The sequence below is a fragment of the Bradyrhizobium sp. YCK136 genome (genome assembly GCF_044570075.1).
Taxonomy (GTDB): Bacteria; Pseudomonadota; Alphaproteobacteria; order Rhizobiales; family Xanthobacteraceae; genus Bradyrhizobium; species Bradyrhizobium diazoefficiens.
The window spans coordinates 4,869,277-4,889,895 of record NZ_CP172424.1 but is presented as its reverse complement, the minus strand read 5'-3'; the positions used below and the strand labels follow the sequence as shown (position 1 = coordinate 4,889,895).

Genomic DNA, 20,619 nt, shown 5'->3' with positions numbered 1-20,619 from the left:
CGTCAAGGGCGGCCAAGATGGCAATGGCCAGAGCAGTGGTGCGAGCGAACAATTCGTCGCCCTCCAGAAGGCTGGGCCGGTTGATTCCGGACCACAACATAGAGCGGCATTATTGCGCCAATATGGTCGCGCGCAAGTTCGGATGGGGACGATGACGTTTGGTCGCGCTCTTGCACTGCATATAACGATCGGATTCGACAAGATTTGCGTGCTTTTTGAAAAGCAAGCGCGGCATCTCAGTCTCGCCGCGCGTCTTGCCCGAGCCTTGTTTCGTGCTTCCATTGACCTCGACACAAAACACAGCTGGGTTCAGAAGGCGGAAGATCGCTACGCTGAAGCTAACGGATGTTGAGTGGCCTACAGGGATTGACCGTGGACCATATTACTTTCAAGGAAATCGCGGACACCGATCTGGCGACATGCGGGACTTCTGCTGCGGCGTCCTGGGTATCGCTTCGCTCACCCGGGCTACGGGACTCACCCCCGCGGTGACCGCGACGGCCTGCGCTTCGCCGCATGCCGGCGCGGCGACCGCGTCACACGGGGGCGCAAGCGGCTCGCGGCGGCGCGTTGTGGCTTGGCCGTGACTTGCGGGCCGCGGGCGAGATCCATCAGCATGCGCAGTGCCTCGACCACCGAGCGCTGGCGTACCGCGGTGCGGCCGATCGCGCCGAAACGGTGCTCGCGATGGATGATGCGGCCGTCGCGTGCGGCGGCGGCGAAGTGCACGAGGCCGACCGGCTTGCCGGGCGTGGCGCCGCCAGGGCCGGCGATGCCCGTGATGGCGACCGCGAGGTCGACACCGGCACGCTCCAGCGCGCCGATCGCCATCGCGGTTGCGGTCTCCTTGCTGACGGCGCCGAAATTGGCGAGCGTACCTGCTTCAACGCCGAGCATCGCGCGCTTGGCGTCGTTGGAATAGGTGACGAAGCCGCGGTCGATCACGTCGGAGGAGCCGGGGATGTCGGTCAGCGCGCCGGCAACGAGCCCGCCGGTGCAGGACTCGGCCGTGGCGATCGTCAGCTTGCGCATCCGGCACAAATCGAGCAGCGAGCGGGAGAGGGCGCGTGCGTCGCTGCCGGCCATGGCCTAGACGCTCCAAGTCTTCTCGTTAAACGGCAGGCGGATGGTGGCGCTCGCGGTGGCCGCGATGCCTTCCTCGCGGCCGGTGAAGCCGAGCCGCTCGCTGGTCGTCGCCTTCACCGCGACGCGCGAGATGTCGACGCCGGAGATCTCGGCGATGCGCGCGCGCATGGTGTCGCGCAGGGGGCCGATCTTCGGCCGCTCGCAGATCATCGTCACCTCGAGATTGGCGACGCGGCCGCCGCGCTGGGCGACGCGCTCGATGGCGTATTTCAGGAACTGGTCGGAGGAGGCGCCCTTCCACTTCGCATCGCTCGGCGGGAAGTGCGAGCCGATGTCGCCGTCGGCCAGCGCACCGAGGATGGCATCCACCAGCGCATGCAGGCCGACATCGCCGTCGGAATGCGCGAGAAAACCCTTGCTGTGCGGCACGCTGACGCCGCAGATCATGACGTGGTCGCCTTCGCCGAAGGCGTGGACGTCGTAGCCCGTGCCGGTCCTGATGTCGCCGAGCTGGGCGGCCAGGCGCGCTTCCTCGCGCACGAAATCTTCGGGAGTGGTGAGCTTCATGTTGGCAACATCGCCTTCAAAGGTTGCAACCGTCAATCCCGCCCATTCGGCAATCGCGGCATCATCGGTGAAATCGCTGCGCCCGTCCTTCGCCGCGCGACGATGCGCCTCGAGGATGACATCGAAACGAAAGGATTGCGGCGTCTGCGCGATCCGCAGCCGGGCCCGATCCGGCGTGTCCTCGACGTTGCCGCTCGCGCCGGTGAGCTTGATGGTGTCGGTGACGGGAACGACGGGGATCGCGGCGCCGGTGCGGCTCGCCGCATCGATCGCGCGCGAGATCACACCTTCCGAGACGAAGGGACGCGCGGCGTCGTGGATCAGGACGATGTCGGGCTGGTGCTTTGCGAGCGCTTCGAGACCGGCAAGCACCGAGGCCTGGCGCGTGGCGCCGCCATTGGTCGGCGGCTCGTGCTTCAATCCTGCGACCGCTGCCGTGAACATGGCGCTGTCGTCGGGGTTGACCACGGGCTGCACTGCAAACACGTCGGGGTGGCGGCTGAAGGCTTCCATGGCGCGATAGATCACGGGCTGGCCGCCGATCTCGCGATATTGCTTCGGCCCGCCGGCGCCGGCGCGCAGCCCGCGACCTGCCGCGACAAGAACGACTGCGGTGCGCTGTGATTTCGCCATAGGACTCAAATACTCAGTTGCTAATGAAAGAGTCGGAAGTGGGTGATTGCCGGCATGCCTCTAGCACGGCAGGCCCGCAAAAAAAGGGGGTTTCCCTGGATTGTGGGAAACAGCAATTTGCTGCACTGCACTTGAAAGATTTGCAGAACTGTCTAAACTGTAGGCATGACGCTTGACTGCACAAGAATTGTGCGCAAGATAGGTCATGGCAGGTGCGATGAGGCCCTGCGAGTGAATGAGACCACTGTGACCGGCTCGGCAGGATCAGGCTCCAAGCCCTTGAAAATAGGCGATATTGAGGTCGCCACCCCGGTCTTCCTGGCACCGATGTCGGGAGTGACTGACTCGCCCGTCCGGCGGTTGGTCGCCGAGCTTGGGGCAGGTCTGGTGGTGTCCGAAATGACCGCCAGCGATGAGCTCGCCAACGGCCACCGGATGTCCCGGTTGCGCTGCGAAGCGACCGGAATCGGTCCGCACGTGGTGCAGCTCGCCGGCTGCGAGGCGCACTGGATGGCCGAAGGCGCCCGGATCGCCGAAGCGGAAGGCGCCGATATCATCGACATCAATATGGGCTGTCCGGCCCGCCACGTCACGGGCGGCCAGTCCGGCTCGGCCCTGATGCGCGATCTCGACCACGCTGTCGGCCTGATCGATGCGACGATCGCGGCGGTGAAGGTGCCGGTGACGCTGAAGATGCGGCTCGGCTGGGACGACCGCAGCCGCAATGCGCCGGAACTGGCGCGGCGCGCGGAAGCCGCGGGTATCAAGCTCGTGACCGTGCATGGCCGCACCCGCTGCCAGTTCTACAAGGGCGAGGCCGATTGGGATGCGATCCGCACCGTGCGCGAGGCGATCTCGATTCCGCTCATCGTCAACGGCGACATCACCTCGTACGAGAAGGCGCTCGCGGCGCTCGAATCCTCCGGCGCCGACGCCGTGATGATCGGCCGCGGCGCACAGGGCCAGCCCTGGCTGCCCGGCCAGATCGGCCGGCGCCTGAAGGGCGGGGCGGCGGAAGCCACGCCGTCGCTCGCGACGCAACTCCATTATGTCCGCACGCTTTATGAAGGCGTGTGCGCGCTCTACGGCCTGCGCGTCGGTCTCAAGCATGCCCGCAAGCATCTCGGCTGGGCGCTGGACGTCGCCGCCGATGCGAGCCGCGCGCCGGTCGAGAAGCTGAAATCCTGGCGCCGGACAATTCTGACGTCCGAAGATCCCCGCCTCGTTCACCAGTCACTGCAAGATGCCTTCGACGACTTCGCATGGAGCGCTGCTGCATGAGCTCAGCCGCTGAACAACGTCGGCCGCTACCGTCCGACAGCGATGCGATCCTGGACGCGCTTCCCAATCCCGTGCTCCTGATCGGGCCGGACGGCAAGATCGTCGCCGCCAACATCGCAACCGAAGCCTTCTTTGAGATCTCGACGCAATTCCTGAAGCGGCAGTCGCTGAAAGAGCTGGTGCCGTTCGGCAGCCCCTTGCTAGCGCTGATCGACCAGGTGCGCTCGTCGAACTCGCCGGTGAACGAATACAAGGTCGATTTGGGCACGCCCCGCATGGGCGGCGATCGCCAGGTCGATCTGCACGTCGCCCCGCTCACCGAGCGGCCCGGCCATATCGTGGTGATGCTTCAGGAGCGCACCATCGCCGACAAGATGGATCGGCAGCTCACCCATCGCAGCGCCGCGCGCTCGGTGATAGCGCTAGCAGCGATGCTCGCGCATGAGATCAAGAATCCGCTCTCCGGCATCCGCGGCGCGGCGCAGCTGCTGGAGCAGCAGGCCTCGTCCGAGGACCGCATGCTGACGCGGCTGATCTGCGACGAGGCCGACCGCATCGTGACGCTGGTCGACCGCATGGAGGTGTTCGGCGACGAGCGTCCCGTGGTGCGCGGGCCGGTCAACATCCATTCGGTGCTCGATCACGTGAAGCGGCTGGCGCAGTCGGGCTTTGCCCGCAACATCCGCTTCATCGAGGACTACGATCCCTCGCTGCCGCCGGTGCTGGCGAACCAGGATCAGCTGATCCAGGTGTTCCTCAATCTCGTGAAGAACGCCGCCGAAGCCTTGATCGACGTGCCCGATGCCGAGATCCAGCTCACCACCGCGTTCCGCCCCGGCGTGCGCCTGTCAGTCCCCGGTCAAAAATCCCGGGTATCCTTGCCGCTCGAATTCTGCGTGAGGGACAACGGACCAGGCGTGCCGGACGATCTTCTGCCCAACCTGTTCGATCCCTTCGTGACCACCAAGCAGACCGGCTCGGGTCTGGGCCTCGCCCTGGTCGCAAAGATCGTCGGCGATCACGGGGGCATCATCGAATGCGAATCTCAGCCGCGCAAGACCACCTTCCGCGTGCTGATGCCGATGTATTCCACATCGGTCAAATACGCCGATCACAGCAGTCGCGACGGCTCTGCCGGGAAGTCGTCGTCTGCATCACAGGGGGCAAAATGAGGATTAACAATGCCCGCAGGTAGCATTCTCGTTGCAGATGACGACACCGCCATCCGCACGGTTCTCAATCAGGCTCTGTCCCGCGCCGGCTATGAGGTCAGGCTCACCGGCAATGCCGCAACGCTATGGCGCTGGGTCAGCCAGGGGGAGGGCGATCTCGTCATCACCGACGTGGTGATGCCGGACGAAAACGCCTTCGACCTGTTGCCGCGGATCAAAAAGATGCGGCCGAATTTGCCCGTCATCGTCATGAGCGCGCAGAACACCTTCATGACGGCGATCCGCGCCTCCGAGCGCGGGGCGTACGAGTATCTGCCGAAGCCCTTCGACCTGAAGGAGCTGATCGCCATCGTCGGCCGTGCGCTCGCCGAGCCGAAGGAGCGAACCTCGACGCCGGACGAGGATGCCGAGATGGAGGCGATCCCGCTGGTCGGCCGCTCGCCGGCGATGCAGGAAATCTACCGCGTGCTGGCGCGCCTGATGCAGACCGACCTCACCGTGATGATCACGGGCGAGTCCGGAACCGGCAAGGAGCTGGTGGCGCGCGCGCTGCACGATTACGGCAAGCGCCGCAACGGCCCGTTCGTCGCCGTCAACATGGCGGCGATCCCGCGCGACCTGATCGAGTCCGAGCTGTTCGGCCATGAGCGCGGCGCCTTCACCGGCGCCAACACCCGCGCCTCGGGCCGGTTCGAGCAGGCCGAGGGCGGCACGCTGTTCCTGGACGAGATCGGCGACATGCCGATGGAGGCGCAGACCCGCCTGCTGCGCGTGCTCCAGCAGGGCGAATACACCACCGTCGGCGGCCGCACCCCGATCAAGACCGACGTGCGGATCGTTGCGGCCTCCAACAAGGATCTGCGCGTGCTGATCCAGCAGGGCCTGTTCCGCGAGGACCTGTTCTTCCGCCTCAACGTCGTGCCGCTGCGGCTGCCTCCCTTGCGCGAGCGCATCGAGGACCTGCCGGATCTCGTGCGCCACTTCTTCGCGCTGGCCGAGAAGGACGGCCTGCCGCCGAAGAAGCTGGATGCGCTGGCGCTGGAGCGGCTGAAGCAGCACCGCTGGCCCGGCAACGTGCGCGAGCTCGAAAATCTCGCCCGGCGCCTCGCGGCGCTCTATCCGCAGGACGTGATCACGGCCTCCGTCATCGACGGCGAGCTTGCGCCGCCCTCGGTCAGCCCGGGTGCTGCGGTCCAGCAGGGCGTCGACAATCTCGGCGGCGCGGTGGAGGCGTATCTGTCCTCGCACTTCCAGGGCTTTCCGAACGGCGTGCCGCCGCCGGGCCTCTATCACCGCATCCTCAAGGAGATCGAGGTGCCGCTGCTCACGGCCGCGCTGGCGGCGACCCGCGGCAACCAGATCCGCGCCGCGGACCTGCTCGGCCTCAACCGCAACACCCTGCGCAAGAAGATCCGGGACCTCGACATCCAGGTCTATCGGAGCGGGGGCTAGTTCTAGCTCGCCGCCTCGGGCGGTGGCTCAGCTCCCCCTAACCAAGGCGGAGCTGAGCCTGTCCGGATCGCGCTGGCCTTGATGGCTGACGCGGTGAGCAGAAGTCCGAATCGGACTAAATTGTTCCGCTGGAACATTCAAATGGGGCATTCGACCGCGGGGTGCGGTCTCTCGCCTATCTGACCAGTCGGGCTGATGCCGGCAGCATGGCCACGTCAGCCGGTGCCTGTCTGCCGGGGCCGTTGACCAGCAGGTCGGAAGCCACGATCAGCAGCAGAACGGCCGCGACCATTATCGCGAGAAAGAACCTGTCCATCCCAGTCAAGCCGGAATGGACGGATTCCGTTCCCGCTGACCCGGCGTGCCCTGTGGATGCGCCGGTCCGTCGCGGTGGGGGCGCCGCGGAATTGTCGCAATTCGGCAACAATGTGGTACGAATACATCAGTATCCGCCGCCGCCGCGGACCCCTGTTTTCAGCACCCATTGCCGGAATGACCAGCGCAGACACGTCGGCCGCATCCTTTGACACGGCCCCAGCTGAAGAGCCCCGACGCTGGTCGCCGCGACGCTGGCTGGCGCCCTTTGCCGTGGCGCTGGCGCTGCTGTCGGGCCTGCTGACCTTCCTGGTCCTGACTGGCCTCACTAGGATCGATCCGACGCCGGAGGTGGTCCGCACGTTCTATCTGATGAATGCGGGCACGATCCTGCTCCTGGTCGGGATCATCGTCCGCGAGCTCTGGCAGCTCATCCTGGCGCGCCGGCGGGGCAGGGCGGCGGCACGTCTCCATGTCCAGATCGTCAGCCTCTTTTCGATCGTGGCGGTGCTGCCGGCCGTGCTGGTTTCCGTCGTCGCCAACGTCACCCTCGAGCGCGGCCTCGACCGGTTGTTCTCCGGGCCGACCAAGGAGGTCATCCAGAATTCGCTAAACATCGCGCGGGCCTATATGCAGGACCATGCGCAGCTGATCCGCGGCGACATTCTCGGCATGGCCAACGATATCGCGCACGCCCGGCCGCTCTACGACCAGGATCGGCGGTCGTTTCGCGAGCTGCTGACGGCCAGTGCCAGCTCCCGCAATCTGCCGGGCGCGATGATCATCGACAAGAACACCAACATCCTGGAATCCGCCGACACCGGCATGCGGCTGGCCTATTCGCCGCCGGCGCCGGACTTCCTCAGCAACGTCAACGAGTCCGAGCCCGAGATCGCGGTGCTGCCGGATGCGAGCTTCGTCGCCGCGGTGATCCGCCTGCGCGCCTTCAGCGACACCTTCCTCTATGTCGCGCGGCCGCTCGATCCGAACGTGGTCAACCAGCTCAAGCAGACCGAGGTCAGCGTCGCCGAATATGCCCAGATCGAGTCGCGGCGGCTCGGCATCCAGGTCGCCTTCGCGCTGATGTTCGCGGTGATCGCGCTGACCATCCTGATGGCTTCGGTGCTGATCGGGCTGAACTTCGCCAACTCGCTGGTCTCGCCGATCCGGCGGCTGATGAACGCGGCCCACACGGTCTCGACCGGCGACCTTCACGTGAAGGTGCCGGTGCACCAGTCGGAGGGCGATCTCGCCCAGCTCGGCGAAACCTTCAACAAGATGACGCAGGAATTGCGCAGCCAGCGCGACGAACTGGTCAACGCCAGCGACCTCATCGACAGCCGTCGCCGCTTCATCGAAGCGGTGCTGTCTTCGGCGAGCGCCGGCATCATCGGCGTCGATACTTCGGGCAGCGTCGGCATCCTCAACCGCTCCGCCGAGAAGCTGATCGGGCACTCCGAAGCGGAGACGCTCGGCCATGCGCTCTCCGACGTCCTGCCGGAGCTCGACGAGATGATGAAGACGGCGCGGGAAGGCACCCAGCGCCTGGTGCAGGGCCAGATCACGATCACCCGCGACGGACAGGAGCGCAACCTCTCGGTCCGCGTCAGCGCCGAGAAGAACCAGCCGCACGACAGCTACATCATCACGCTCGACGACATCACCGAGCTGGTGTCGGCACAGCGCACCTCGGCCTGGGGCGATGTGGCGCGCCGCATCGCCCATGAGATCAAGAACCCGCTGACGCCGATCCAGCTCTCGGCCGAGCGCATCCGCCGCAAGTTCGGCAAGGACATCACCGAGACCAAGGACAAGCAGATCTTCGAGCAGTGCACCGACACCATCGTGCGCCAGGTCGACGACATCAGGCGCATGGTCGACGAATTCTCGCGCTTCGCGCGGATGCCGAAACCGGTGATGGAGGGCGAGGACGTCGTCGACACCGTGCGGCAGGCGGTGTTCCTGATGAAGGTCGCCCACCCCGAGCTCGATATCGAGGCCGAGTTCAAGGAAGATCCGTTGCGCGCCCAGTTCGACCGCCGGCTGATCTCGCAGGCGGTCACCAACATCGTCAAGAACGCCACCGAGGCAATCGAGCAGGTCCCGCCGGAAGAGCTCGGCAAGGGCCGCATCGACGTCGTGGTGTCGCGCGAGGGCGAGGACGTGCTGATCGACGTCATCGACAATGGCATCGGCCTGCCCAAGGTGGCGCGCTCGCGGCTGCTCGAGCCGTATGTGACGACGCGGGCTAAGGGCACCGGCCTTGGCCTTGCGATCGTCGGCCGCGTGCTGGAAGACCATGGCGGGCGCATCGAGTTGAAGGACGCCTCCGACTTCCGCGCAGGCCAGCGCGGCGCCTGGATGCGGATGCGCTTTGCGATCTCCGGCACGCCGGCGAAGACCGAAGGGACCGAGCAGGCGCCGGCCGTCAAGAATACGCGCGAGGAAGCGACCGCGGAAACGGTCAAGGATGCGGCGAAGGAAGCGAAAATCGCCAAGGAATCCATCAAGGGCACCGAAACAAAAGGGCCGGCAGCCGAAACCAAAGAGCCGGCTGAAAAGACCAATGATTCAACGAAGATCGAAGCCTCAACAGGCAGCTGACAAGACAGGCGCGACCCATGGCAAGTGAAATTCTGATTGTCGATGATGAGGCCGATATTCGGGATCTCGTTGCGGGCATCCTCGAGGACGAGGGGTTCGTCACCCGGACTGCACGCGACAGCGACTCGGCCCAGGCCGAAATCGCCAACCGCAGGCCGCATCTGGTGTTCCTCGACATCTGGCTCCAGGGCTCCAAGCTCGACGGCTTGCAGCTCCTGGAGCAGGTCAAGAAGGACAATGCCGACCTGCCGGTCGTGATGATCTCCGGCCACGGCAACATCGAGACCGCGGTCGCCGCAATCAAGCGTGGCGCCTACGACTTCATCGAGAAGCCGTTCAAGGCGGACCGGCTGATCCTGGTCGCCAACCGAGCGCTGGAGAACTCGCGGCTCAAGCGCGAGGTCAAGGAGCTGAAGCAGCTCGCACCGAGTGCAAGCTCGCTGGTCGGCCGCTCGCCCAGCATGAACCAGCTGCGCCAAACCATCGAGCGCGCGGCCAAGGCCAACAGCCGCATCCTGATCGTCGGCCCCGCCGGCGCCGGCAAGGAGCTGACTGCGCGCACGCTGCACACGGCCTCGGGCCGCGCCGACGGTCCCTTCGTCGTCATCAACGCCGCCGCGATCACGCCCGAGCGCATGGAGCACGAGCTGTTCGGCGTCGAGCAGTCCAATGGCGAGCAGCCGCGCAAGCCGGGCGCGCTCGAAGAGGCGCATGGCGGCACGCTGTTCATCGACGAGATCGCGGACATGCCGCGCGAGACCCAGAACAAGATCTTGCGCGTGCTGGTCGAGCAGTCGTTCCAGCGCGTCGGCGGCACCGGCAAAGTGCAGGTCGACGTGCGCATCATCTCCTCGACGGCGCGCAACCTGGAGGAGGAGATCGCGGCCGGCCATTTCCGCGAGGACCTCTATCATCGCCTCTCGGTCGTGCCGATCCGCGTGCCCGCACTCTCGGAGCGGCGCGAGGATATTCCGGAGCTGATCGACTACTTCATGGAGCAGATCTCGGCCGGCAGCGGCCTGCCCAAGCGGCAGATCGGACAGGACGCGATGGCAGTGCTGCAATCGCATGTCTGGCCCGGCAATGTGCGCCAGCTCCGCAACAACGTTGAAAGAGTCATGATTCTAGCCGCGGGCGGACCGGAGGTCATCATCACCGCCGACATGCTGCCGCAGGACGTCGGCTCGATGGTGCCGGCGATGCCGACCAGCAACAATGGTGAGCACATCATGGGCCTGCCGTTGCGCGAAGCGCGCGAAGTGTTCGAGCGCGACTATTTGATTGCACAGATCAGCCGTTTTTCAGGAAATATTTCTCGCACGGCTGAGTTCGTTGGCATGGAACGGTCGGCACTGCATCGAAAGCTGAAGGCACTCGGCGTCGGTTAGAACGCTGCGAGCGAATTGGATACCGGCCCGCATACAGAAATCGCCGCGACGTCGTGGCGGCTCGTCAGGGATAAGCGAGGAAAATCATCGATTTCCGTAGTTTTTCGGGGCAATAGGGCATGGGCTGCCGCGTGAAGCGGCTTGCCTAATATCCCGACCTGTCCTCTAATCGAACCGCTGTTCCTCCGAGGGGGATCTCATGAGGAGCGGCAACCGGAAGAGGCCCCGAATTTCACAAAGAGGGCCGCAACCGGTGCAATAAAAAGAAACTCAAAGCGAGAAAAAAACAATGGCGGCAGACCGCGCACAAAACCTACAGGACACCTTCCTTAATCACGTTCGCAAAACCAAGACGCCACTGACGATCTTTCTGGTCAACGGAGTGAAGCTCCAGGGCATCGTGACCTGGTTCGACAATTTCTGTTTGCTGCTTCGGCGCGACGGTCACTCGCAGCTCGTCTACAAGCATGCGATCTCGACCATCATGCCGGGCGCTCCGATCCAGCTGTTCGAAGGCGGCGAGGATCAGCCGGCTTGAGAGTGACCTGATTGGAACCCCGGAATTTCGACGGGGATGCCGACCGTTCGCGGCCGGCAGGGGCTAAGCAAACGGGGCGGGTGCTTGTCATCGGCCCCTACTTGCGTGTGCGCGCGGGCGGTACCGACGCGCAATCGGAAAGTCATGTCGTGCGTGACGCCGAGGCCCGGCTCGATGAAGCCGCGGGCCTCGCGCGCGCGATCGATCTCGTCATCGCCGACGCCATCATCGCGCCGATCAGCCAGATCCGTCCCGCCACCTATATCGGCAAGGGCAAGGTCGAGGAGATCGCCGCGCTGGCCAAGAGCCTCGACGTCGAGCTCGTGGTGATGGATTGCGCGCTGGCGCCGATCCAGCAGCGCAACCTCGAGAAGGAGCTGCACGCCAAGGTGCTCGACCGCACCGGGCTCATTCTGGAAATCTTCGGCCGCCGCGCCAAGACCAAGGAAGGCTCCCTTCAGGTCGAGCTCGCGCATCTCAACTACCAGCGCTCGCGCCTTGTGCGATCCTGGACCCATCTGGAACGCCAGCGCGGCGGCTTCGGCTTCATGGGCGGTCCCGGCGAGACGCAGATCGAGGCCGACCGCCGCCTGATCCAGGAGCGCATCTCCAAGCTCGAGGGCGAACTGAAGAAGGTGCAGGCGACGCGGCGGCTGCATCGCGCCGGGCGCCAGCGCGTGCCGTATCGCGTCGTCGCATTGGTCGGCTACACCAATGCCGGCAAGTCGACGCTGTTCAACCGCCTGACGCGCGCCGACGTGCAGGCCGCCGACATGCTGTTTGCAACCCTCGATCCGACCCTGCGCGCGCTCACCCTGCCGCATGGCGGCAAGGCGATGCTGTCCGACACCGTCGGCTTCATCTCCAATCTGCCGACGCAGCTCGTCGCCGCCTTCCGCGCCACGCTGGAGGAGGTGCTGGAAGCCGACGTCATCCTGCATGTCCGCGATATCTCGCATGAGGACGCCGAGGCGCAGCAGAGCGACGTCGACGCGGTGCTGCGCCAGCTCGGCATCAATCCCGACGATTCCGGCCGCATCATCGAGGTCTGGAACAAGATCGACCGTTACGACGCCGAGCAGCGCGAAGAGCTCTTGAACATCGCCGCGCGCAGGCCGGAGGATCATCCGGCGATGCTGGTCTCGGCCGTGTCAGGCGAGGGGGTCGACGCGCTGCTCGCCGCGATCGAGGAGCGGCTTGCGGCCAAACGCACCACGCTCGATCTCTCGATCGACGCCGGCGACGGTGCCGGAATCAGCTGGCTGCACCGCAATTCCGAGGTGCTGACCAAGGAGCTGCACGACGGCCGCTTCGACATGACCGTGCGGGTGGACGAGACCAAGCGCGATATCGTGGTGAACCGGTTCGACGCCGTGCCGCATCACGCCGCGTAACAGGTGTCGTCCGGCGAGTGAGTTGGGCCAACTGCGGCCTCAAGCAAGACCGTCGTCCCGGACAAGCGTAAGCGCAGATCCGGGATCCATAGCCACAGGCCGTTGGAATTGGCACGCTGGTGGCTTTCAACGTGCTTCAACAACAACCAGTCGGGGTAATGGGTCCTGGCTTTCGCCAGGACGACAGTGGAGTTAGCGGCGCGCTTGGCTGCTTCTCTCAACAGCAGGAGCCCGCTGTTCCTCACCCTTCGCCGCATTCCATAGCGCATCCATCTCCGCCAGCGATGCCTGCTCCAGCGTCCGTCCCTGTGCCTCCAGCGCGCGTTCGATAAACGCAAACCGCCGCTCGAACTTGGCATTCGTCGTGCGCAGCGCGGCTTCCGGGTCGGCGTCGACATGGCGGGCAAGGTTGACGAGTGCGAACATCAGATCGCCGGTCTCCTCTGCCAGCTCCCGCTTGTCGTTGCGATCCAGCGCGGCCTCGATCTCGTCGGCTTCCTCGCGGATCTTTTGCAGCACCGCGCGAGGATCGTTCCAGTCGAAGCCGACGGTGGAGGCCTTGCGCTGCAGCTCCATGGCGCGGGTCAGCGCAGGCTGGCCGGCCTTCACGCCCGAAAGCAGGGATTTGTGCGACGGAGCTTCCTCCGGCGGCCGGCGCGCGGCGCGCTCGGCTTTCTCCTCGGCCTTGATGCGGTCCCAGACTTCCTTGACGTGGGAGGAGGCGAGATTGCCGTCCTTGTCGGCGAAGACATGGGGATGCCGCCGGATCATCTTGCGGGTGATGGCCTCGACCACGTCTCCAAAGGCGAACGCGTTCTGCTCCGAAGCCATCTGGGCGTGGAACGCGACCTGGAGCAGGAGGTCGCCGAGCTCTTCACGCAAATCGTCGAGATCGCCGCGGGTGATGGCGTCCACCACCTCATAGGCTTCCTCGATCGTGTAGGGCGCGATGGTCGCAAAATTCTGCTCGAGGTCCCAGGGACAGCCGGTCACCGGCGTGCGCAGCGCGGCCATGATCTCGATCAGGCGGGAAATGTCGCGGGAAGGGGTCATTGCGGGCCATTGCTCCTGGGTCTCCAGCCTTATGCCAAAAGCGGCCCGCCGATCCCAGCGCGGCGCGACGGAACGGGCCGATTTCCACCGATTGGCGGGCCCGTTCCGCAGTGCTAAAGCGCGGGGCCATGAGTGACGCATTTTCATCCGAAACCGCCCTGGTGCTGTTCTCCGGCGGGCAGGACTCCACCACCTGCCTTGCCTGGGCGCTCAGCCGCTTCGCGCGCGTCGAGACGCTGGGGTTCGACTACGGCCAGCGCCATGCTGTTGAGCTCGCTTGCCGTGATCGTCTGTTCGATGGCCTCAAGGGCCTGCGCGCGGATTGGGCGGACAAGCTCGGCGAGAGCCACACGCTGTCGATCCCGACCTTAGCCGCGCTCTCGGACACGGCGCTGACGCGCGACGTCGCGATCGCGATGGGCGCGGACGGCCTGCCCAACACCTTCGTGCCCGGCCGCAATCTGGTGTTCCTCACCTTTGCCGCGGCGCTGGCCTACCGGCGCGGCATCACCCACATCGTCGGCGGCATGTGCGAGACCGATTATTCCGGCTACCCCGATTGCCGCGACGAGACCGTCCGCGCCATGCAGGCCGCGCTCTCGCTCGGCATGGCCCGTAAATTCGAGCTGCATACGCCCCTGATGTGGATCGACAAGGCCGCGACGTGGAAGCTCGCGCATGACCTCGGCGGCGAGGGCCTCGTCGATCTCATCCGCGAACAGTCGCACACCTGCTATCTCGGCGAACGCGGCGCGCAGCATGAGTGGGGATACGGCTGCGGCGAGTGCCCGGCGTGCAGCCTGCGGGCGAAGGGGTGGAACGAGTACGTGGCGCACAGGTAGCGTCTCAAACTCCACCGTCATTGCGAGAAGCTCTTGCGACGAAGCAATCCAGAATCCCTCCGCGGAAAGATTCTGGATTGCTTCGCTGCGCTCGCAATGACGGGTGTGGTGCGACCTACCTAAAATCCTCCGGCTTCAGCTCAATCGGCCTGCCGTGCGGCGTCCTGTCGGCGGCGTGATCCCAGGCGTCACGGTAGCGGTGCAGCGTCTCCGTGGATGCGACACCCTTGCGTGCGACGAGCCCCTCCAGCGTAGCGAGCCAGTGCAGGTAGTAGGTTTCGCCCGTATCGGGGTCGCCGGCGGCCTGCGCGCGCTTGATCTCGGAGGCCAAGGCTGCGGCCCATTCCGGCCAGGTGAACACGCCGCGCTCGTGCAGGCTCAAGGCCATCGCGAACGCATGGGCCTCCCAGGGTGCGCGGAACACCGGGCCGTCGTCATCGCGCGGAATGCTCGGAATGGCCGCGGTCGCGGCGGCAGCAAGCGTGCTGCTCATCACGCCAGGTCCAGATACGGCTCGAACGCGTCGATCGAGACCTTCGAGGTCGGATCGCCATCCGCGCCCCAGAGATCGCTGCCCTCGAACACGACCGTGTAGAGCCATTGCGGATTTTCGCCGCGCTCCATCGCCGCCGAATCCGGAAAGACGTGGCAGCCATGGTTGAGCTCGACCACGCCGACATGGCCACGGACATAGCGCGGCAGCCGCGTGTGCGTCGCCGGATGGATGTTTTTCGCCCGCACGCGATCGCCGATGTTGAATTTCGCTGGCGCCGGGGCAGGGCGGGCGAACTTGCCGCGCACCATGACGCGCTCGACGTTGGCGAGGTCGAACTTGCCATGCTTGAGCGCCTTCGCAGGCTGGATCGCGTGGCCGGCGGCGACCTCCTCGCGGGTGAGGTAGCCCTTCTCGATCAGCATCTCCTCGAGACCGAGAAACCATTTCTTGTAATAGGAGCTTGACAGGTACACGTGCGGCGGCAGCGTCTCGCGATAGAAGCGCGAGGTGTCGATGTTGAAGGCGCCGGCCGCGCCCATCGCGCGCACCATGGCGAGAACGCGGGATTCCCATTCTTCGTGAAACATCGGTTCGTTCGGCTCGGGCTCGACCTTGCCGAACCCGTCCATGCCGCCCATGTCGTGCACGCCGTTCATGACGGCGCTCCCGGCGTCTTGGGGAATCCGGTGCCGATCATGGAATCGCGCGTGACAAGCTCGGCGAGCTGCTCCTCGCTCCAGCCCTCCGTACCCCCGGGCCGCATCGGCAGCACCAGGAAGCGCGTCTCGGCGGTGGAATCCCAGACGCGAACTTCGATATCCTTGGGCAGCGCGACGCCGAAATCGGCGAGCACGCCGCGCGGGTCCTTCACCGCACGCGAGCGATAGGGCGCAGCCTTGTACCAGACCGGCGGCAGCCCCAGCATTTCCCAAGGGTAGCAGGAGCACAGCGTGCACACGACCATATTGTGCCGCTGCGGCGTGTTCTCGACCACGACGAGATGGTCGCCGACGCGGCTGACATGGCCGAGCGTGCCGATCGCCTTCGAGCCATCCTCGAGCAGCGCCTGCTTGAAGGCCGGATCGGTCCAGGCCTTGGCGACGACGCGGGCACCGTTGTGCGGGCCGATCCTGGTCTCGTAGGCCTGGATGATGGCATCGAGCGCGGCCGGCTCGACATAGCCTTTTTCAGTCAGGATCGTCTCGAGCGCGCGCACGCGCAGCTCGGTCTCGGACAGTTCGGAATGGTCGTGATCGTGGTGATGATGATGATGGTCGCTCATGGACGGAAGATAGTCCCAGAATCCGGGCCTTGTCGAGGCGAAGACTCTGCTAACATCGGGCCATGGGATGGGCTGCACGAACCGGAATAACCGCCGCAATCGCGGCTCTTGTCGTATTCGCAGCGCAGGATGCGCGCGCCGCGAATGGCGCCTATGCGGTGGATGCCGCCGACATCTCGGAAGTCGGCTCCTGCAAGGTCGAAAGCTGGCTGTCGACGGCTTCAAACACCGATGTCGAGGCAGTCGCCAATCCCTCCTGCGTCGTCGATCCTTTCAGGCCGATCGAGCTGAGCATGCAGACCATCCGGGCCCGCAGCGACGGCGACTGGAGCACGACGGTCGCTCCGAAAGCCAAGACGAATTTCATCCCCACCGGCATCGGGCGGTGGGGATTGTCGGCTTATGGCGGCGGATCATTCGATGCGGCGACCGGCGAGGCGCTGTCCGCCTTTGCCGTCATCCCCGCGACCTTCCGCCTGTCCGAGACCATGCGCGTCAACGTCAACGGCGGCTGGCTCTGGGATCGCACGGTCGATCGCCACTATCTGACCTACGGCATCGGCTTCGACTGGAAGTTCACCGACACGTTGCAGTGGACGATCGAGGCCTTTGGCCAGGCCGGCGCGTCCGAAATCGCGAGCGCCGTGCAGCCGCGCTTTCAGACCGGCGTCCGCTACCGGCCGAACGAGATATTCTCCGTCGACGTGATCTACGGCCGCAACATCACCGGCGAGAACGCCAACTGGATCACCATCGGCACCACAATCCGCTTTCCGGTCCATGGCAGCGAGCCGGAGCACCGGCGCACCGGGCATTTGTGACCGCGAGGGAAAATCAGGCACCGGGCGGCAGAACCCGCGTCAAGCCATTGATCGCGCCGCGGACAGTCCTTATACGCCGCGCAGGGACAAGAGCGGCCCGGCCAACGGGCGGCACGACGCAACGACAATCGAGGGGGAGGGCCCATGGCCGCGAGCTCACAGGCACCTGAGGCGAAAGGGTTTCGCTGGAAGCTGATCGCACCGCTCGTGGTGTGGCTGGCGATCTATCTGTGGCCGGTGCCATCAGGGCTCAACGTCAATCAATGGCACTACTTTGCGGTGTTCGCGGCCGTCATCACCGGGCTGATCCTGGAATCGATGCCGGTCGGCGCGGTCGGCCTGATCGGGCTCACGGTCGCCGGCGTCGGCGGCTATATCGATTCCGATCCGACCAAGTCGCTGCGCTGGATGCTGGCGGGATTTGCCGAGAGCACGGTGTGGCTGATCGTCGGCGCCTTCGTGTTCTCGATCGGCTATCGCAAGAGCCAGCTCGGCCGGCGCATCGCGCTGGTGCTGGTGCAAAAGCTCGGCAGCAACACGCTCGGCCTCGGCTATGCGGTCGCGATGTCGGACTTCCTGCTCGCGCCGGCAACGCCCTCCAACACCGCGCGCAGCGGCGGCATCGTCTATCCCATCATCAGCAACATCCCGCGCATCTATGGCTCCGAGCCGGGATCGACCGCCGGCAGGATCGGCACCTATGTGATGTGGACCGCGTTCGCGGCGACCGCGGTCACCAGCTCGCTGTTCTTCACCGCGCTCGCGCCCAATGCGGCGGCGCTCGCCATCGTCAAGAAGACCGTCGGGGTCGAGGTGAGCTGGGGCCAGTGGTTCATCGGCTTTGCGCCGCTCGGCATCCTCCTGATGATCCTCGTCCCGCTGCTCAGCTATCTGGTGTGCCGGCCCGAAGTGAAGCGCAGCCCGGAAATCGCCGAATGGGCGGCAAAGGAGCTCAGCGAGATGGGCCCGATGTCGCGCAACGAATGGATCATGCTGGCGCTGATCGTGCTCGCGATGTTCCTGTGGATCGCGGGCTCCAGCCCGGACATCAACGTGCCGCTGCTCGGCTCGAACTTCGTCAACGCCACCACCGTCGTCTTCATCGTGATCTCGTTGATGCTGGTCACGGGCGTGATCGAGTTTGCCGACATCGTCAGCGAGAAGAGCGCCTGGGAGGTGTTCTTCTATTTCACCTCGCTGCTGACGCTGGCCTCGGGCCTCAACGAGATCGGCTTCATCAAATGGTTCGCGACCGAGTACGCAAAGCCGCTCGCCGGGCTGTCGCCGTCGACCGCGATGATCCTGCTGGTCGCGCTGTTCTTCTGGATCCACTATTTCTTCTCCAGCATCACCTCGCATGCCGCCGCCGTGCTGCCTGTCGTGCTCGCGGTCGGCTCGGGCATTCCCGGCCTGCCGGTCACGACGCTCGCCATGCTCTGCATGTATTCGCTCGGCTTGATGGGCGTGATCTCGCCTTACGCCACGGGGCCGGCGCCGATGTATTTCGGCAGCGGCTATATCGGGAAGGGCCAGTTCTGGGGTTTTGGCCTGGTCTTCGGGCTGCTCTATTTCGCAGGCCTTCTCCTGATCGTGCTGCCCTGGTTGCAGGTCCACTGAGCCGGGCGGCGCGACTGATGCCCCCGGCAGATGAATTTTCTTCGCCGGGGCGGGATTGGGAAAACTTCGTCCAACTCCCCGCAAATATCTGACATTGCAAGAAAGACCCGTTCGGGCGATGGTGCATGCTGCGGTGCAGCGCGCTCGACCCGGGCGCCCGGTCGCAGTTTCATTCCCCGTCGCGCGATGCGACCTGGTTCCCGTGCGCCCCCTGGGACACGCGGCAAGCGAACTATTGTACAAGAAGGCCGCCGCCATGAACGCCCACCAATCGCTCGCGATCGGACAGAGGATCGAAACGCGCGATGCGATTTCACCTGCCGCGACCGCGCCGGACGCGATGGTCCGTTTCGAAGGCATTTCGAAGACCTATCCGGCCTATCGCGGCAAGCCCGGCGTCAACGCCCTGCAGGACATCGACTTCGCGATCCCGCGCGGCTCGATCACCGGCGTGATCGGCCGCTCCGGCGCCGGCAAGTCGAGCCTGGTCCGGCTGATCAACGGGCTGGAGAAGCCGACCACGGGACGCGTGATCGTCGACAACAAGGATATCTCGGCGCTGGCGGGCCGCGAGTTGCGGCTGGCGCAGCGCTCGATCGGCATGATCTTCCAGCATTTCAACCTGCTGTCGTCGCGCACCGCGGCCGACAACATCGCGTTGCCGCTCGAGATCGCCGGCTGGGCCAGGGCGGATATCAAGGCCCGCGTCGCCGAGCTGCTGGCGCTGGTCGGCATCGCCGACAAGCACGACCGTTATCCCTCGGAACTGTCCGGCGGCCAGAAGCAGCGCGTCGGCATTGCGCGGGCGCTGGCGACACGGCCGAGCGTGCTGCTGTCGGACGAGGCGACGTCCGCGCTCGATCCGCAGACCACGCGCGCGATCCTCGATCTGCTTGCCAACATCAACCGCGAGCTTGGCGTGACCATCGTGCTGATCACCCACGAGATGTCCGTGGTGCGCCAGCTCGCCAGGGAAGTCGTGGTGCTCGACGCCGGCCATGTCGTCGAGAGCGGCCACGTCGCCGACATCTTCACCCGTCCCAAACATCCGATCACGCAGTCCTTCCTGGCCGAAGTGGTCGGCGACAGCCTGCCGGTGTCGCTGGCGAGCCGGATCGTGTCGGAGCCGTCTGCCGGCGGGCAGGCCGTGATCCGCGTCCAGGTGCGCGGGGCGGGGGCCGGCGACACGCTGGTGGCGCGGCTCGCGCGCGAGCTCGGCCTCGACGTTGCGCTGCTTGCGGCGCGTATCGACGAGATCGGCGGCCAGCATGTGGGCTCGCTCACCCTTGGTATCCCTCTCGGTATTTCCAGCGGCGAAGACGCGGTGACGCGGACGCTCGCCTGGCTCTCTCAATATCAATTCCCGGCGGAGCGTCTCGGCTATGTCGCCTGAACTCATCAATTTGATCATCCAGGCCACCTTCGAAAGCCTGTACATGGTCGGTATCGCAGCGCTGCTCGGTACCGCCTTCGGCCTGCCGCTCGGCGTGTTCCTGGCGACCAGCCGGAAAGGGGAGCTGTTCGCGGCCCCCGTCGTCAATCGCGTGCTCGGCATCGTCGTCAATGCGACGCGCTCGACGCCCTTCATCATCCTGGTCGTCGCCATCATCCCGTTCACGCGGCTCGTCGCCGGCACCTCGATCGGTTCGACCGCGGCGATCGTGCCGCTGACCATCGCCTCGACGCCGTTCATCGCGCGCCTCGTCGAAGCCGCGATCCGCGAGGTCGACGGCGGCCTGATCGAGACCGCGTCCTCGTTCGGGGCTTCCCCGATGCAGATCGTGTTCAAGGTGCTGATCCCCGAGGCATTGCCCGGCTTGTTGCTGGCCCTGACGCTCGCGGTGGTGAGCCTGCTCGGCTACTCCGCCATGGTCGGCGCCGTCGGAGGCGGGGGTCTGGGGGATCTCGGCATCCGTTACGGCTACCAGCGCTTCATGCCGGAGATGATGCTGGCCGTCGTCGTCGTGCTGATCGCACTGGTCCAGCTCGTCCAGAGCGCCGGCGACTATCTGGCGGGCCGGGTCAATCGCCGGCTGCGGCATCGCTGACACAAGCTTCTACACACCGGAGAGCTCAAT

19 protein-coding genes are annotated in these 20,619 nt (G+C 65.4%); 13 read left to right on the top strand and 6 right to left on the bottom strand.

Annotated features, from left to right (window positions below; translation table 11 throughout):
- The first annotated feature begins 151 nt into the window (after positions 1-151).
- Positions 152-352 carry a hypothetical protein gene (locus ACFLEY_RS23950; RefSeq protein ID WP_129557617.1) on the top strand — a complete coding sequence of 67 codons (201 nt, stop codon included), beginning with the start codon at positions 152-154 and terminating at the stop codon, positions 350-352.
- Positions 353-477: 125 nt separating this feature from the next.
- Here ACFLEY_RS23950 and ACFLEY_RS23945 read toward each other — a convergent pair whose 3' ends face one another.
- Complete coding sequence (locus ACFLEY_RS23945) at positions 478-1,086, bottom strand: CinA family protein (RefSeq protein ID WP_028174064.1); 609 nt, start codon at positions 1,084-1,086, stop codon at positions 478-480.
- Positions 1,087-1,089: 3 nt separating this feature from the next.
- Entirely contained in the window at positions 1,090-2,286 is a 1,197-nt protein-coding gene (locus tag ACFLEY_RS23940; RefSeq protein WP_060912253.1) for a bifunctional 2-C-methyl-D-erythritol 4-phosphate cytidylyltransferase/2-C-methyl-D-erythritol 2,4-cyclodiphosphate synthase, read from the bottom strand.
- 279 nt (positions 2,287-2,565) lie between these two features.
- Between ACFLEY_RS23940 and dusB the strand changes: the two genes are divergently transcribed.
- The 7 genes from dusB to hflX all read left to right on the top strand — a co-directional run bounded on the left by dusB (position 2,566) and on the right by hflX (position 12,430).
- On the top strand, positions 2,566-3,567 hold the full coding sequence (gene dusB, locus ACFLEY_RS23935) for a tRNA dihydrouridine synthase DusB (protein ID WP_161537076.1): 1,002 nt from the start codon (positions 2,566-2,568) through the stop codon (positions 3,565-3,567).
- Entirely contained in the window at positions 3,564-4,739 is a 1,176-nt protein-coding gene (locus tag ACFLEY_RS23930) for a nitrogen regulation protein NR(II) (protein WP_211433384.1), read from the top strand. The genes dusB and ACFLEY_RS23930 overlap by 4 nt, the downstream gene beginning before the upstream one ends.
- Positions 4,740-4,748: 9 nt before the next feature.
- The gene (gene ntrC / locus ACFLEY_RS23925; RefSeq protein ID WP_028174062.1) at positions 4,749-6,191 is read left to right on the top strand and encodes a nitrogen regulation protein NR(I); all 1,443 of its coding nucleotides are present in this window, start codon (positions 4,749-4,751) and stop codon (positions 6,189-6,191) included.
- A 492-nt stretch (positions 6,192-6,683) separates the two neighbouring features.
- The gene (locus ACFLEY_RS23920; RefSeq protein ID WP_060912252.1) at positions 6,684-9,110 is read left to right on the top strand and encodes a PAS domain-containing sensor histidine kinase; all 2,427 of its coding nucleotides are present in this window, start codon (positions 6,684-6,686) and stop codon (positions 9,108-9,110) included.
- A gap of 17 nt (positions 9,111-9,127) precedes the next feature.
- Entirely contained in the window at positions 9,128-10,498 is a 1,371-nt protein-coding gene (locus ACFLEY_RS23915; protein ID WP_060912251.1) for a sigma-54 dependent transcriptional regulator, read from the top strand.
- A 289-nt stretch (positions 10,499-10,787) separates the two neighbouring features.
- A complete protein-coding gene (gene hfq / locus ACFLEY_RS23910) occupies positions 10,788-11,036 on the top strand; it encodes an RNA chaperone Hfq (protein ID WP_007591126.1) in 249 nt (82 codons plus the stop codon).
- A gap of 11 nt (positions 11,037-11,047) precedes the next feature.
- Complete coding sequence (hflX, locus tag ACFLEY_RS23905; RefSeq protein ID WP_028174060.1) at positions 11,048-12,430, top strand: GTPase HflX; 1,383 nt, start codon at positions 11,048-11,050, stop codon at positions 12,428-12,430.
- A gap of 192 nt (positions 12,431-12,622) precedes the next feature.
- Here hflX and mazG read toward each other — a convergent pair whose 3' ends face one another.
- Positions 12,623-13,483, bottom strand: a complete 861-nt coding sequence (gene mazG / locus ACFLEY_RS23900) for a nucleoside triphosphate pyrophosphohydrolase (protein WP_060912250.1) — start codon at positions 13,481-13,483, stop codon at positions 12,623-12,625.
- 128 nt (positions 13,484-13,611) lie between these two features.
- On the opposite strand from mazG, the gene queC reads away from it, so the two are divergent.
- Positions 13,612-14,325 carry a 7-cyano-7-deazaguanine synthase QueC gene (gene queC / locus ACFLEY_RS23895; RefSeq protein WP_060912249.1) on the top strand — a complete coding sequence of 238 codons (714 nt, stop codon included), beginning with the start codon at positions 13,612-13,614 and terminating at the stop codon, positions 14,323-14,325.
- Between the two features lie 115 nt (positions 14,326-14,440).
- Here the strand turns inward: queC and ACFLEY_RS23890 are convergent, their stop codons facing one another.
- The 3 genes from ACFLEY_RS23890 to nthA are packed head-to-tail and all read right to left on the bottom strand — an operon-like array spanning position 14,441 to position 16,103.
- Positions 14,441-14,818, bottom strand: a complete 378-nt coding sequence (locus ACFLEY_RS23890) for a nitrile hydratase accessory protein (RefSeq protein WP_028174057.1) — start codon at positions 14,816-14,818, stop codon at positions 14,441-14,443.
- Positions 14,818-15,477 carry a nitrile hydratase subunit beta gene (gene nthB, locus ACFLEY_RS23885; RefSeq protein WP_060912248.1) on the bottom strand — a complete coding sequence of 220 codons (660 nt, stop codon included), beginning with the start codon at positions 15,475-15,477 and terminating at the stop codon, positions 14,818-14,820. The genes ACFLEY_RS23890 and nthB overlap by 1 nt, the downstream gene beginning before the upstream one ends.
- Positions 15,474-16,103, bottom strand: coding sequence for a nitrile hydratase subunit alpha (nthA, locus tag ACFLEY_RS23880; protein WP_060912247.1), 630 nt, complete (start codon positions 16,101-16,103; stop codon positions 15,474-15,476). Before nthA ends, nthB begins: the two co-directional genes overlap by 4 nt.
- Positions 16,104-16,165: 62 nt before the next feature.
- Between nthA and ACFLEY_RS23875 the strand changes: the two genes are divergently transcribed.
- From ACFLEY_RS23875 to ACFLEY_RS23860, 4 genes are all read left to right on the top strand, one after another.
- A complete protein-coding gene (locus ACFLEY_RS23875) occupies positions 16,166-16,924 on the top strand; it encodes a hypothetical protein (protein ID WP_060912246.1) in 759 nt (252 codons plus the stop codon).
- 144 nt (positions 16,925-17,068) lie between these two features.
- Positions 17,069-18,541, top strand: coding sequence for a DASS family sodium-coupled anion symporter (locus tag ACFLEY_RS23870; RefSeq protein WP_396604952.1), 1,473 nt, complete (start codon positions 17,069-17,071; stop codon positions 18,539-18,541).
- A gap of 256 nt (positions 18,542-18,797) precedes the next feature.
- Entirely contained in the window at positions 18,798-19,934 is a 1,137-nt protein-coding gene (locus tag ACFLEY_RS23865; protein WP_211433385.1) for a methionine ABC transporter ATP-binding protein, read from the top strand.
- Positions 19,924-20,589, top strand: coding sequence for a methionine ABC transporter permease (locus tag ACFLEY_RS23860; protein WP_011087273.1), 666 nt, complete (start codon positions 19,924-19,926; stop codon positions 20,587-20,589). Before ACFLEY_RS23865 ends, ACFLEY_RS23860 begins: the two co-directional genes overlap by 11 nt.
- The last annotated feature ends 30 nt before the right edge of the window (positions 20,590-20,619 follow it).

Bases quoted from the DNA above. Each gene is read 5' to 3' on its own strand.
- ACFLEY_RS23950 (WP_129557617.1), top strand. From the start codon at position 152: ATGACGTTTGGTCGCGCTCTTGCACTGCATATAACGATCGGATTCGAC.
- ACFLEY_RS23945 (WP_028174064.1), bottom strand. From the start codon at position 1,086: ATGGCCGGCAGCGACGCACGCGCCCTCTCCCGCTCGCTGCTCGATTTG.
- ACFLEY_RS23940 (WP_060912253.1), bottom strand. From the start codon at position 2,286: ATGGCGAAATCACAGCGCACCGCAGTCGTTCTTGTCGCGGCAGGTCGC.
- ACFLEY_RS23930 (WP_211433384.1), top strand. From the start codon at position 3,564: ATGAGCTCAGCCGCTGAACAACGTCGGCCGCTACCGTCCGACAGCGAT.
- ntrC (WP_028174062.1), top strand. From the start codon at position 4,749: ATGCCCGCAGGTAGCATTCTCGTTGCAGATGACGACACCGCCATCCGC.
- ACFLEY_RS23920 (WP_060912252.1), top strand. From the start codon at position 6,684: ATGACCAGCGCAGACACGTCGGCCGCATCCTTTGACACGGCCCCAGCT.
- ACFLEY_RS23915 (WP_060912251.1), top strand. From the start codon at position 9,128: ATGGCAAGTGAAATTCTGATTGTCGATGATGAGGCCGATATTCGGGAT.
- hfq (WP_007591126.1), top strand. From the start codon at position 10,788: ATGGCGGCAGACCGCGCACAAAACCTACAGGACACCTTCCTTAATCAC.
- mazG (WP_060912250.1), bottom strand. From the start codon at position 13,483: ATGACCCCTTCCCGCGACATTTCCCGCCTGATCGAGATCATGGCCGCG.
- queC (WP_060912249.1), top strand. From the start codon at position 13,612: ATGAGTGACGCATTTTCATCCGAAACCGCCCTGGTGCTGTTCTCCGGC.
- ACFLEY_RS23890 (WP_028174057.1), bottom strand. From the start codon at position 14,818: ATGAGCAGCACGCTTGCTGCCGCCGCGACCGCGGCCATTCCGAGCATT.
- nthB (WP_060912248.1), bottom strand. From the start codon at position 15,477: ATGAACGGCGTGCACGACATGGGCGGCATGGACGGGTTCGGCAAGGTC.
- nthA (WP_060912247.1), bottom strand. From the start codon at position 16,103: ATGAGCGACCATCATCATCATCACCACGATCACGACCATTCCGAACTG.
- ACFLEY_RS23875 (WP_060912246.1), top strand. From the start codon at position 16,166: ATGGGATGGGCTGCACGAACCGGAATAACCGCCGCAATCGCGGCTCTT.
- ACFLEY_RS23870 (WP_396604952.1), top strand. From the start codon at position 17,069: ATGGCCGCGAGCTCACAGGCACCTGAGGCGAAAGGGTTTCGCTGGAAG.
- ACFLEY_RS23865 (WP_211433385.1), top strand. From the start codon at position 18,798: ATGAACGCCCACCAATCGCTCGCGATCGGACAGAGGATCGAAACGCGC.
- ACFLEY_RS23860 (WP_011087273.1), top strand. From the start codon at position 19,924: ATGTCGCCTGAACTCATCAATTTGATCATCCAGGCCACCTTCGAAAGC.